This is a genomic window from Burkholderia sp. Bp9143, from assembly GCF_003853645.1.
In the GTDB taxonomy this organism is placed as follows: domain Bacteria; phylum Pseudomonadota; class Gammaproteobacteria; order Burkholderiales; family Burkholderiaceae; genus Burkholderia.
In genome coordinates this window covers 24,499-37,224 of the sequence record NZ_QTPO01000025.1, presented here as the reverse complement: position 1 = coordinate 37,224, position 12,726 = coordinate 24,499, and the positions used below count along the sequence as shown (strand labels likewise).

Genomic DNA, 12,726 nt, shown 5'->3' with positions numbered 1-12,726 from the left:
GTTATTGCGCGCTCGACGCAGCGGCGGCGCTCGCCGGCACTGCGCCCGATGCGGCGGCACCCGAGGCGGCTGCGGCACCCGAAGCAGCCGCGGCGCCCGAACCGGCGGCGGCCGGCGCGGCGGATGCGGCGGCACCCGATGCGGCTGCGGCGGCCGACAGCTGCGCCGCGACCGACTTCACGGTCGCGCCCGGACGCACCTTGTCGACGCCCTGCACGATCACGCGGTCGCCCGCCTGCAGACCGCCTTCGACGATCCAGTTCTGACCTTGCATGCCGGTCGTCTTCAGCGGACGCGGCTCGACCTTGTTGCTCGCGTTCACGACCATCGCGACCGCCTGGCCCTTCTGGTCATGCGTGACGCCGATCTGCGGCACCAGGAACGCGTTCTCGTTCACGCCTTCCTCGATCCGGGCGCGCACGAACATCCCCGGCAGCAGCACGCGGCCCGTGTTCGGGAACACCGCGCGGATCGTCACCGAGCCCGTCGTCTGGTCGACCGTCACGTCCGAGAACTGCAGCTTGCCGGCCTCCGAATAGGTCTTGCCGTCTTCCAGGATCAGCGACACCTTCGCCGCGCCCGGGCCGCTCGTCTTCAGGCGGCCGCTCTGCACGTCCTGGCGCAGCTTCAGCCCGTCGAGGCTCGACTGCGTCAGGTCGACGTACACCGGATCGAGCTGCTGCACGGTCGACATCAGCGTCGCCTGGCTCGCCTGCACATAGGCGCCCGGCGTCACCTGCGAAATGCCGACGCGGCCGCTGATCGGCGACACGACGTCCGTATAGCCGAGGTTGATCTGCGCGGTGTCGACCGCCGCCTTGCCGGCCGCGACGTCCGCCGCGGCCTGCCCTTGCGTGGCCACCGCGTTGTCGTAGTCCTGCTTGCTGACCGCGTTCGCGGCCACCAGCACCTTGTAGCGTGCGACCAGGGCGTTCTGCGTGACGAGGTTCGCCTGCGCCTTCGCGAGCGTCGCCTTCGCGCTGTTCAGGGTGGCAAGGTACGGCGCCGGGTCGATCTTGTAGAGGCGCTGGCCGGCCTTGACGTCGCTGCCTTCGGTGAATTCACGGCGCAGCACGATGCCGTCGACCCGTGCGCGGACCTGCGCGACGAGGAATGCGCTGGTGCGGCCCGGCAGTTCGGTGAAGACCGACACGGATTGCGGCTGGACGGTGACGACGCCGACTTCCGGCGTTTGCGGCGGCGGTGCCGATTCTTTTTTCCCGCACGCGGCCAGGAAAACGGCGGCCGTCGCGACAGTGAGTAAGCGGTATGGAACCCGTTCGACGCGCATGGAGCGACCTCTGTGTATAACCAATGGAATAAGTGCGGCGCCCGAACGGAGCGTCACACGGATGCGCCTCGCGGCGCCGATCGAACACCTGAATTACTGGACTACTGGATACAGCAAGTCGGCACGAGACCTCCATGCCGACGAGATGCCGCGAACTGCGGACTGGTACTTTGGCGGGAATCAGCAGAGTGGGATATTAACTGATTGCCACTTTGGTCATTCGATCGTAGGGTGGTATTGTATATACATTCATGAATGTATGTAAAAAGCCTGCTCGCCCGTCGCCAACCGCCAAGTCTTACGAATTATTACCAGTCGCAAGCATAGCGGCTCCGCCTGGCGGCGACGAGGGTTACAGACCCTATATTCACCTACGATCGATTCATTCAGGCCTGCACATGGTCAGACGCACCAAGGAGGAGGCGCTCGAGACGCGCAATCGCATTCTCGACGCCGCCGAACACGTGTTCTTCGAGAAGGGCGTGTCGCACACGTCGCTCGCGGACATTGCCCAGCACGCCGGCGTGACGCGCGGCGCGATCTACTGGCATTTCGCGAACAAGAGCGAGCTGTTCGACGCGATGTTCGACCGCGTGTTCCTGCCGATCGACGAACTCAAGCGGATGCCGCTCGACGCGCCCGGCGGCAATCCGCTCGAGAAGATCCGCAAGATCCTGATCTGGTGCCTGCTCGGCGTGCAGCGCGACTCGCAGTTGCGGCGCGTGTTCAGCATCCTGTTCATGAAGTGCGAGTACGTCGCGGACATGGAGCCGCTGCTGCAGCGCAACCGCGCGGGAATGAGCGAGGCGCTGCACGCGATCGATGCCGATCTCGCGGGCGCCGTGCGGCTCAAGCTGTTGCCCGAGCGGCTCGACACGTGGCGCGCGACGCTGATGCTGCACACGCTCGTCAGCGGTTTCGTGCGAGACATGCTGATGCTGCCCGACGAGATCGACGCCGAGCAGCATGCGGAACAGCTCGTCGACGGCTGCTTCGACATGATGCGCTACAGCCCGGCGATGCTGAAGACGGGCGACTGACCGGCGCCCCTCCGACGGCGCGCCATGCGCCGCGTCACCGCGACCGGCCGGTCGAGCCGGCCGCGCACGGGCGCCGCCGCCGCTCCGCCCGACCGACCCTCCCCGTCGTCCCCGATTCGCTCAGGCCGCCTTCGCGCGTTGCGCGCGGGCCCGCCGGTTCGACGCGGCCACCGAATCGCGCGCCGGCATCGCCGCGCCGCCGAGTCCCGCGATCCACGCGTCGGTCGACATCACGGCCGCGAAATTCGACTGGAACACCACCGTGTACGCGCGGTGAATCTCTTCGGCACTCGCCGCACCCGCTTCGTTTTCGTACGGCAACGCGCCGGTCGCGTCCGCCAGGTACTCGACGGCGAGCCCCGCGTGCGCCGCGTGATAGACCGTCGCCGCATTGCAGTTGTGCGTCATGTAGCCGGCGACTGCGAGCGTGTCGATGCCGTGCGCATCGAGCCACGCGGCGAGATCGGTGCCGGCGAACGCGCTGGCCTGCGCCTTCACGACCCGGTGCGCATGCGGCCGGTCGGCGACGACCGGATGCAGCGCGACGCCGTCCGTGCCCGGCGCGAAGATCGGCGCGCCCGCCGGCGCGACGTGCTGGACGACGATCACGGGCACGCCGGCCGCGTGCGCGGCGTCGATCGCGCGGCCGATGTTCGCCAGCGATGCATCAACGGGCGGATATTCGATCGGCAGGTTGCCCGTCACGTATTCGTTCTGGACATCGATCACGATGAGGGCACGGCGGGAAGCGGAAGGCGATACGGCATTCGACATGGCAGGCTCCGGGTTCGGCGGCGCCGCCCCGCTCCGGAACGGAGCGGCCAGCAGCGCGATGCGATGCATTGTCGGATCGCATCGCGCAGGCGGACAGTGGCCCGATAGCCATTCTTCGATAGAATCGGGCCATCGCCATCCCGGAGCCCGTCATGCGCGCCGCTGCGTCGTCCGTTGCCCCCGCCCCGACCGTCGTCGCCGTGATCGCGTATGACGGCATCAGCCCGTTCCACCTGTCGGTGCCGTCCGTCGTGTTCGGCAAGGAGCGCGATGCGGCCGCGATGCCCGCGTTCGAATTCCGCGTGTGCTCGGCCGAGCGCGGCGTGCTGTCGACGACGGGCGGCTTCACGATCACCGCGCCGTACGGACTCGACGCGCTCGACGACGCGGACATCGTCATCGTGCCGGCATGGCGCGATCCCGACGAGGCACCGCCTGACGTGCTGGTCGATGCGGTGCGCGCGGCCGCCGCGCGCGGCGCGCAGTTGGTCGGCCTGTGCCTGGGCGCATACGTGCTCGCCGCGGCGGGGCTGCTCGACGGGCGCCCGGCCACGACGCACTGGGCATGGGCCGACGACTTCGCGCGGCGCTTCCCGCGCGTGAAGCTCGACCCCGACGTGCTGTACGTCGACGACGGCAACCTGATGACGTCGGCCGGCACGGCCGCGGGGCTCGACTGCTGCCTGCACGTCGTGCGGCGGCGCTTCGGCTCGGACGCCGCGAACCAGATCGCGCGCCGTCTCGTGATCCCGCCGCACCGCCAGGGCGGCCAGGCGCAATACGTGCCGCAGCCGGTCGCCGTGCATCCGCGCGACGCGCGGCTCGCGGGCCTGCTCGACTGGGTGCGCGCGCATCTCGACGTCGCGCACAGTGTGGATTCGCTCGCCGAACGCGTGCTGATGAGCCGGCGCACGTTCACGCGCCACTTCCGTCAGGCGACGGGCACGACGGTCACCGCGTGGCTGCAGGCCGAGCGGCTCGCGCGCGCGCAGCATCTGCTGGAAACCACCGGACAATCGATCGACGCGATCGCGCAGGCGGCCGGCTACGGCTCGAGCGTGTCGCTGCGCCAGCATTTCGCGGGCGCGCTCGGCACGTCGCCGTCGGCCTATCGGAGGGAGTTTCGCGGCGCCGGGTTCGACGCGCGGCGCTAGCGGCCACCGCGCCGCCGGCGCTCGGCCGGGCAACGCAGCGGCGCGCCCAGTTGCTCAGGCGCCGTTGATCCAGCGCGCCGCATACAGCAGCAGCGCGACGAACACGACGATCGCCGCCCACGCCCAGACGGGCAGCGGACCGGATTCGCGATGATGCACGGCGCTCGCGGCGCGGCCGCTCAGCGCGCCGCCGAGGTGCGGCGGCGGCGGACGCTTGGCCGCGGCCATCAGCGCCGCCGGCCGCAGGAACACATGCTGGCGACGCTGCGGGCTCGAGCGCGCGCGGTTCGGCACGAGACCGTGCTTCGCCTGCACGACCGCGCAGAATTCGCGGAAGAAATCGTCGGTCCACTCGTGCAGCGCATTCTCGATCTGCCGCGCCGGCAGCTCGGCGAGCGGCCCGCTCGCCGTCGTCCACACCACGTATTCGATGCACGTCGCAGCCGCGTCGTCATCGTCCGGCCGCAGCACGAGCTCGACCTGCCCGCGCAGCGCGCCGAGGCCGTCGGCTCGCGCCTTGAAGTTGAGCACGCGGCGCGGCAGCCCTTCCGCGTCGCCCTGCTCGCTCGCCGAGTGCGCACGCACGTCGTAGCGCGCGCGCAGCGGACCGAGCGGCACCGTGATGGTCAGCGCGAACTCGCCATGCGCGAGCTTCACGAATGATTCGCAATGGTCGAAGCTCGCCCGCAGCAACGCGAGATCCTCGAGCGACTCCCGCACGACAGCCGGCGCGAGCGGTACGCGTAACGTGTCGGTCAGTTCCATGATGCCTCCCCGATGAACACGCGCCGCATCAGGACGTCTCGACGAGACTGTCGACCCGTGCGGCATCGAAGGCGACGTAGTGCGCAAGCGCGGACGCGGTCGCCCCCGGTTCCTCGTAACTCCATGCGGCGTTCTCGATGACGCCGTCTTCTGTCTGCAGGTCGAAATACACGGCCTGGCCCCTCAGCGGACAGACCGTCGTGACGCTCGACTTCACGAGCCGGTGCATGTTCACGTCGCCGCGCGGCAGGTAATGGATATCCGGCAGGCCCGTTTCGCGCACGGTCAGTGCGCCGTGCGAATCGGCGTACGTGATGCCGCGATGGATCACGCGCACGCGATGACGGTTCGGCACGATTTCGAGGCGAGGGTCGGCGGCATCGGACATCGTTTCTCCTCCGGGCGGCTCCGGCGTGCAAGCCGGGCGCAGGAAACGAAAAAGCCACGGCAAGGGTGCCGTGGCTCTCATTATGGGCGAAACCGGGTCCGATTGCGCGCCCCGGAAGGCCCGCGCGACGCGCTACTGCGCACTCCACTGGAACGCGGCCTTCGCGCCGCCCTTCGCACCGACCGTGACCGTGCGCGATTCGTCACTGCCCTGGTACGACGCATGTACGGTGTAGCGCCCCGGCGGCAGCTTCACGAGCATGTACGGCCCGCGTGCGTCCGTCGCCAGCAGCTCGGTGCCCTTGCCGTCGACGATCCGCACATGGACATCGGCCAGGTATTCGCCGCCCTTGCCGGTGAAGCGCAGCGCCAGCGGCCATGCTGCTTCGTTCTGCTCGAATGCCGTCGATTGGTCCTTGCCGATGCCGCCTGACACGTAGCTGACATCGCCCTGCTGGCTCGCCGCGGGCAAGCCGTCCGATTGCGCGTACGCGCCGGGCGCGGCGGCGAAGCCGGCGGCCAGCGCCGCGGCGACGGCAAATCGGGACACGTTGCGTAGATATTGCATGGCTCTCTCCTTTCGGGTCGGAACACAGCACCCACGGGGCCGAACGCCGGCGGCGCCCGCCAGGGCCGGCCAGGCCGGCCCGCAACGGCCGCCGGTCAGCTCAGGTCGACCGGTACGAAGATCTGTGCATTGTCGCGCTGAATCAGGAGAGCAAGACTGTTGCCCGCTCCCTTGACCGCGTCGCGCAACTGCTCGGGGCTCGTGACCGGGCGGCCGTTGACCGCGAGGATCACGTCGCCGGGCTGGATGCCCGCGCTGGCTGCCGGACCGCCCGCCTGCTGCACGATCAGCCCGTGCGACAGGTTGGCGGCGCTGCGCTCCTGCGGCGAGAGCGGACGCACCGCGACGCCGAGGCGCCCCTGCTCGACGGGGCCGCCGTCGTTCGATGCCAGCTTCGCGTCGGTCATCGCGCCGAGCGTCACGCTGATCGACTTCTTCGACTTGTCGCGCCACACCTGCAGGTCGGCCTTCGAGCCCGGCTTCAGGTTCGCGATCTGCGCGGGCAGCGACGTGGAGTCGGCCACCGGCGAGCCGTTGACCGCGAGGATCACGTCGCCCGGCTGCAGGCCGGCCTTCGCGGCCGGGCCGTTCGGGTCGACCGAGCTGACGAGCGCGCCGTCCGGCTTCTGCAGCCCGAACGAGCTCGCGAGCGTCTGGTTCAGCCCCTGCACGGCGACGCCGAGCCGGCCGCGGCTCACGTGGCCCGTCTTCACGAGCTCGTCCTTGACCTTGATCGCCTCGTTGATCGGAATCGCGAACGACAGGCCCTGGAAGCCGCCCGTCTGCGAGTAGATCATCGAGTTGATACCGATCACCTCGCCCTGCAGGTTGAACAGCGGGCCGCCCGAGTTGCCGGGGTTCACCGGCACGTCGGTCTGGATGAACGGCGTGTAGTTCTCGTCGGGCAGCGCACGCGATTTCGCGCTGATGATGCCGGACGTGACCGTGTTGTCGAAGCCGTACGGTGAACCGATCGCGACGACCCACTGGCCGACCTTGCTCTGCCCCGGGTCGCCGATCTTCACGGTCGGCAGGCCGCTCGCGTCGATCTTCAGCACCGCGACGTCGGACTGCTTGTCGGCGCCGACGACCTTCGCCTTGTATTCGCGCTTGTCGGTCAGCTTGACCGTGACGACGTTCGCGCCGTCGATCACGTGCGCATTGGTGAGGATGTATCCGTCGGCGCTGACGATGAATCCCGAACCGAGGCTCGCGCTCGGCTGGTCGTCCGGCTGTGCATCGCCGCCCATGCCCGGCACCTGGCCGTAGAAGTGCTTGAAGAACTGGTAGAACGGATCGCTCGGATCCATCGGCAACTGCGGCTGCTGCACCCGTCGCGACACCTGCTTCACGACGTGCTTCGCGCTGATGTTCACGACCGCCGGGCCGTAGGTTTCGACCAGCCCGGAGAAATCGGGAATGCCAGTCTTCGCCGCGGCCTCGGCCGGCATCAGCGCGGCGGCCTGCGCGGGCGTGATGATCTGCGGATCGGCGCGGCGGGTGCCTGCGACATAGCCGGCGGACAGGGCGGCCGCCACGGCGACCGCGACGGCGCCGCGCGCAAGGAATCGGGTGTTCATCGTAGGACCTCCTCGTTGTTAGGACGCAGCGTAACGACCCTGACTTAAAGGAGGCTTAATCGACCTTAAGCGGCGCTTAGGCCAGCGCCGGCGCCCGCGCGGCGCCGGTTCGTCATACGGATTCGGACGCCTGCGGCACCTGCGCCGGCATCTCGGCGTCGCGGAACACGACGCTCACGAGCAGGCCGCCTGCAGCCGCGTCGCCGAGCGTCACCGTCGCGCCCTGCTGCGCCGCCACGCGCTTGACGATCGCGAGCCCGAGCCCGCTGCCCGACACGTCGGCGCGCGCCCGCGCCGAGCTGTCGCGGTAGAAGCGGTCGAACACGCGCTCGCGCTCGTCGGCCGGGATGCCGGGCCCGCTGTCGCCGATCTGCACGCATGCGCGGCCGGCCGCGTCGCGCGTCAGCGACACGTCGATGCGGCCACCGTCCGGCGTGTACTTCACCGCGTTGTCGAGCAGGTTGCCGAACATCACGCGCAGCGCGCCAACGTCCGCGACGACGGTCGCCGCGCGGGTCTCCTCGAAGCCGAGATCGATGCTGTGCCGTTGCGCGAGCGGTGCATGCGCGGCCACGCATTCGACGAGCAGCGCCTGCAGGTCGACCGGCTCGCGCATCGTCGCGCCGTCCGGTTCGGCGCGCGCGAGCGCGAGCAACTGCTCGGCGAGGCGCGTCGCGCGCGTGACGCCGTCCTGCAGATCGGCGACCGCCTCGCGGCGCGACGCGTCGTCCTTCGCGCGCGCGACGAGCTGCGCCTGGATCTGCACGGCCGCGAGCGGCGTGCGCAGCTCATGCGCGGCATCGGCAACGAACGCCTTCTGCGTGTCGAGCGCTGCCGCCAGCCGCGCGAGCAGCCCGTTCAGCGCGCGCACGAGCGGCTGCACCTCGAGCGGCAGGCGCGAATCGGGCAACGGATCGAGCGCTTCCGGCCGGCGCGCCTCGACCGCGCGCGTGAGGCGCCCAAGCGGCGCGAGCCCTTGCCCGACGATCATCCAGACCGCCGCGCCGAGGAACGGCAGCAGCACGATCAGCGGCCACAGCGTGCGCAGTGCGACGTTCGCCGCGAGCCGGTTGCGCACCGACAGCGGCTGCGCGAGCTGCACGACGTTGTCGCCGACGATCGCGCCGTACACGCGCCATTCGCCGCGATCGGTGCGCTCGGTCGAGAAGCCGAGTTCCGCGCGCGGCGCGATCGGCGCGCGCGGATGCGAGAAGTACATCAGCACGCCGTTGCGGTTCCAGATCTGGATCACGATACCTTCGTCGCCGTTGGTGCGTGAACCGAACACCTGCGAGAACGGCTCGGACGGCAGCGCCGCGGCGATTTCCTGCAGCTGGTAGTCGAACAGCTCGTTCGCTTCGGCGAGCGCCTGCCGGTAGATCAACCAGCCCGCGATGCCCACGCCCGCGACGACGATCGCGAGCAGCCAGATCAGCAATTGATGACGAATCGACCTCACGCGTCAGCTTTCCTTGACGACCATGTAGCCGAGCCCGCGCACGTTGCGGATCAGGTCCGAACCGAGCTTCTTGCGCAGCGCGTGGATGTAGACCTCGACCGTGTTGCTGCCGATCTCCTCGCCCCAGCCGTACATCTTCTCCTCGAGCTGGCTCTTCGACAGCACCGCGCCGGGCCGCGCGAGCAGCGCCTCGAGCAGCGCGAACTCGCGCGCGGACAGTGCGACGGGCGCGCCGTCGAGCGTCACCTGGTGCGACGCCGGATCGAGCGTCAGCGCGCCGTGGCGGATCAGCGATTCGCTACGCCCCGCCTGGCGGCGGATCAGCGCGCGCATCCGCGCGCCCAGTTCGTCGAGGTCGAACGGCTTCACGAGGTAGTCGTCGGCGCCCGCGTCGAGCCCCTTCACGCGATCGGCGACGGCATCGCGCGCGGTGACGATCAGCACCGGCAGCGACAGCCCGCGCGCGCGCAGCGTGCGCAGCACGTCGATGCCGTCGCGCTTCGGCAGGCCGAGGTCGAGCAGCAGCAGGTCGTACGTCTCGCTGCCGAGCGCCGTGAGCGCGGCGTCGCCGTCCTGCACCCAGTCGACCGCGAAGCCGTCGGCACGCAACGCCTTGCGTACGCCCTCGGCAATCATTCGATCGTCTTCAACAAGCAGAATCCGCATCGGAACCGGAACCCATCGGATGAGTAAAACATGGCGACCATTGTAGCGCCGCGAATCGCATGCGCCCCCTGCAATGCAACAGAAAGGCGGATTGCAGGGGGCGTATCCGCACTTGTCTCTACAATGTGCGCTCCGGCGCCGCGCGCGCCCTGCCCGAGCCCCATGCTTTTCCCGTATTCGTCCATGCCGATTTCCGATCTTTCCGCCCGGTTCGCCTCCCGCGCCCGCCCCTTCCTGCGTGCGGCCGCCGTCGTCGCCACCTGCACGGCCCTTGCGTTCGCACCGTCCGCACAGGCCCGCAAGAAGTCCCACAAGGAAGCGCTCAAGACCGCCGTGGTGTCGCCCGCCGCGCGCGCGGCCGGCCTGCCGGCGTCCGTGCTGGTCGCGCTGCAGCGCGCGAAGGTGCCGGCATCGGCGATGAGCGTCGTCGTCGAGCGCGTCGGCGATCCCGAGCCGCTGATCGCATGGAACGCGAGCCGGCCGATGCTGCCGGCGTCGACGATGAAGCTCGTCACGACCTTCTCGGGCCTGTCGATCCTCGGCCCCGACTTCCGCTGGCGCACCACCGCGTATGCGGACGGCCCGGTCGATCCGGACGGCACGCTGCAGGGCAACCTGTACATCAAGGGCACCGGCGATCCGAAGCTCGTACCGGAGGAACTGATCGACCTCGTCGACAAGATCCGCAAGGCGGGCATCAAGCGCGTGGCCGGCGGCCTCCTGCTCGACAAGAGCTATTTCGCCGCGTCGACGCGCGACCTGCCGTCGTTCGACGACGACGTGAGCGCGCCGTACAACGTCGGCCCCGATCCGCTGCTGTATGCGTTCAAGGCCGTGTCGTTCACGGTGACGCCGGGCGACGACGGCAAGGTGGCCGTCGACGTGCTGCCGCCGCTCGCGAACCTGTCGATCGACAACCAGTTGTACGAAGGCACCGGATCGTGCGGCGCGGCGGCCGCGGCCGCGCGTCCGACGCTGTCGGCCGGCGGCGGCGGCATCATGACCGCGTCGTTCGCCGGCGACTATCCGCTGCGCTGCGGCGCGTACACCACGAACCTCGCGATCCTCGATCACACGACGTTCTTCGCACGCGGGTTCCTCGCGCTGTGGCAGCAGGACGGCGGCACGATCGCGGGACCGGTCAGCGAAGGCAAGGTGCCGACCACCGCGCGGCCGCTCGCGGTCCATCACAGCCCCGTGCTCGGCAGCATCGTCTACGACATCAACAAGTTCAGCAACAACGTGATGGCGCGCAACCTGTTCCTGACGATCGGCGCGGTCGCCGGCAAGCCACCCGCGACACCCGAGCAGTCGAGCCGCGCGGTTCACGCGTTCCTGCAAAAGAGCGGAATCGCGATGCCCGACCTCGAGCTTGAAAATGGCTCGGGCCTGTCGCGCGACGAGCACGTGAGCGCGCAGTCGCTCGCCGCGCTGCTGCAGGCCGCGAACGCGAGCCCCGTCGCGCAGGCGTTCATCGATTCGCTGCCGATCGCCGGCATCGACGGCACGATGAAGAACCGCCTGACCAACGCCGGCGTGCTCGGCAACGCGCACATCAAGACCGGCACGCTGCGCGACGTGCGCGCGATCGCGGGCTACGTCGCGGGGGCCGACGGCCAGAGCTACATCGTCGTCAGTTTCATCAACGACGATCACGCGGAAGGCGCGCGCGCCGCGCACGACACGCTGCTCGAATGGATCTACGCGGGCGCGCACTGACGACGCACGCGGCGCACCCACGCCCCGCCGTCGGCTCGCGTCGATCGCGGCGCGGCACCACCTGTCGGGGCGCCCCGCCCCAGGATTTCCCCTGCGCGGTTTGAAACGGCTTCGGCCGCCGATGCGCCGCGCACCGCCCGCCAGCCGTACCCATAAAACGGGGCCGCACCGCGCGCACCCGTTCCGCATGGCTTCCGTAGAAACCCTGTCCTCAGAGGGAACCCTCTACGCTGCCCCCTCGCCTAGCGCGTGGCGATTGCGTAGGCTGTTGGCCTGACCGATATTGACAACGGGCCATACGCCCGGCCTTACGGCTTGCAGGGGAAAGGAGGAGACACGTCCATGCGATTCGACGTCGAATTGCTTCTGCTCGCGCTGGCGCCCGTCTTCCTGCTCTGCATCGCGTGGGAGGCCCGGCACCTCGCCCGCACTCGTGCGCACGACCATGTCTATGCGTGGCGCGACACGCTGTGCAATGCGGCGCTCGCGCTGATGCACCAGGGTGCCGACAAGCTCGCGTGGCTGTTCGTGATCCCCGTTTATGCGTACTGCTACGCACATTTCCGGCTGTTCACGTGGCACGACGGCTGGCTGTCGTTCGCCGTGCTGTTCGTCGGCCAGGATTTCCTCTACTACGTATTCCACCGCGCGAGCCATCGCGTGCGCTGGCTGTGGGCCGCGCACGTCGTGCACCACTCGTCCGAGCGGATGAATTTCTCGACCGCATTCCGGCAGAGCCTGATGTATCCCGTCGCGGGCATGTGGGCGTTCTGGCTGCCGCTCGCGTTCCTCGGCTTTCCGCCGCAGCAGATCGTCGGCGTCGTGCTGATCAACCTCGCGTTCCAGTTCTTCGTGCACACGCAGGCGATCGGCAAGCTCGGCTGGCTCGAATACGTGCTCAACACGCCGTCGATCCATCGCGCGCACCATGCACGCAACCCGCGCTACATCGACCGCAATTACGCAGGTGTGCTCGTGATCTGGGACCGCCTGTTCGGCAGCTACGTCGAGGAGTCGCGCGACGATCCGCCGCAATACGGAATCGTCGAGCCGCTGGGCTCGAACAACCCGCTCGTCGCGACGTTTCACGAGTGGGTGTCGATGGCGGCCGACGCGTTGCACGTCCACGGATGGCGCAACAAGCTGCGCGCGATTTTCGGCCCGCCCGAATGGGCGAGCGCTTATCATGCGCAGAACGCCGAGGCCGCAAACGACGATCCGCGCACCACGCCGCTTGCGGCCGTGCGCGACCAATAAACCATTTCAGCCAACGGCCGTCGCGCAACCCGAACCTGAGCGGGCACGTGATAGATGCACAATACA

At 69.1% G+C, this 12,726-nt stretch carries 12 protein-coding genes; 4 read left to right on the top strand and 8 right to left on the bottom strand.

What is annotated here, in order from left to right; all coding sequences use genetic code 11:
- Window position 1: 1 nt before the first annotated feature.
- Window positions 2–1,291 (bottom strand): efflux RND transporter periplasmic adaptor subunit, encoded by a 1,290-nt coding sequence (locus tag DIE23_RS19785; protein ID WP_124613681.1) that lies wholly within the window; start codon window positions 1,289–1,291, stop codon window positions 2–4.
- Window positions 1,292–1,689: 398 nt separating this feature from the next.
- Between DIE23_RS19785 and DIE23_RS19780 the strand changes: the two genes are divergently transcribed.
- Entirely contained in the window at window positions 1,690–2,331 is a 642-nt protein-coding gene (locus tag DIE23_RS19780; protein ID WP_057929297.1) for a TetR family transcriptional regulator, read from the top strand.
- Between the two features lie 120 nt (window positions 2,332–2,451).
- Here the strand turns inward: DIE23_RS19780 and DIE23_RS19775 are convergent, their stop codons facing one another.
- Window positions 2,452–3,105 carry a cysteine hydrolase family protein gene (locus DIE23_RS19775; RefSeq protein WP_124613680.1) on the bottom strand — a complete coding sequence of 218 codons (654 nt, stop codon included), beginning with the start codon at window positions 3,103–3,105 and terminating at the stop codon, window positions 2,452–2,454.
- Window positions 3,106–3,257: 152 nt separating this feature from the next.
- On the opposite strand from DIE23_RS19775, the gene DIE23_RS19770 reads away from it, so the two are divergent.
- Window positions 3,258–4,259: a helix-turn-helix domain-containing protein gene (locus DIE23_RS19770; RefSeq protein WP_124613679.1), complete on the top strand. Its 1,002-nt coding sequence runs from the start codon at window positions 3,258–3,260 to the stop codon at window positions 4,257–4,259.
- Window positions 4,260–4,313: 54 nt separating this feature from the next.
- On the opposite strand, the gene DIE23_RS19765 is transcribed toward DIE23_RS19770, so the two are convergent.
- The 6 genes from DIE23_RS19765 to DIE23_RS19740 form a co-directional block, all read right to left on the bottom strand.
- A complete protein-coding gene (locus tag DIE23_RS19765) occupies window positions 4,314–5,024 on the bottom strand; it encodes a CoxG family protein (RefSeq protein ID WP_124613678.1) in 711 nt (236 codons plus the stop codon).
- 28 nt (window positions 5,025–5,052) lie between these two features.
- Window positions 5,053–5,412 carry a DUF427 domain-containing protein gene (locus DIE23_RS19760; protein WP_124613677.1) on the bottom strand — a complete coding sequence of 120 codons (360 nt, stop codon included), beginning with the start codon at window positions 5,410–5,412 and terminating at the stop codon, window positions 5,053–5,055.
- 132 nt (window positions 5,413–5,544) lie between these two features.
- The gene (locus DIE23_RS19755; RefSeq protein ID WP_124613676.1) at window positions 5,545–5,979 is read right to left on the bottom strand and encodes a carboxypeptidase-like regulatory domain-containing protein; all 435 of its coding nucleotides are present in this window, start codon (window positions 5,977–5,979) and stop codon (window positions 5,545–5,547) included.
- A gap of 95 nt (window positions 5,980–6,074) precedes the next feature.
- Window positions 6,075–7,559 (bottom strand): DegQ family serine endoprotease, encoded by a 1,485-nt coding sequence (locus tag DIE23_RS19750; protein WP_124613675.1) that lies wholly within the window; start codon window positions 7,557–7,559, stop codon window positions 6,075–6,077.
- A gap of 112 nt (window positions 7,560–7,671) precedes the next feature.
- The gene (locus DIE23_RS19745) at window positions 7,672–9,018 is read right to left on the bottom strand and encodes an ATP-binding protein (RefSeq protein WP_124613674.1); all 1,347 of its coding nucleotides are present in this window, start codon (window positions 9,016–9,018) and stop codon (window positions 7,672–7,674) included.
- A 3-nt stretch (window positions 9,019–9,021) separates the two neighbouring features.
- The gene (locus DIE23_RS19740; protein WP_124613673.1) at window positions 9,022–9,684 is read right to left on the bottom strand and encodes a response regulator; all 663 of its coding nucleotides are present in this window, start codon (window positions 9,682–9,684) and stop codon (window positions 9,022–9,024) included.
- A 183-nt stretch (window positions 9,685–9,867) separates the two neighbouring features.
- Between DIE23_RS19740 and dacB the strand changes: the two genes are divergently transcribed.
- A complete protein-coding gene (gene dacB / locus DIE23_RS19735) occupies window positions 9,868–11,403 on the top strand; it encodes a D-alanyl-D-alanine carboxypeptidase/D-alanyl-D-alanine-endopeptidase (protein ID WP_124613672.1) in 1,536 nt (511 codons plus the stop codon).
- 342 nt (window positions 11,404–11,745) lie between these two features.
- Window positions 11,746–12,660: a sterol desaturase family protein gene (locus DIE23_RS19730; protein WP_124613671.1), complete on the top strand. Its 915-nt coding sequence runs from the start codon at window positions 11,746–11,748 to the stop codon at window positions 12,658–12,660.
- Window positions 12,661–12,726 lie beyond the last annotated feature (66 nt).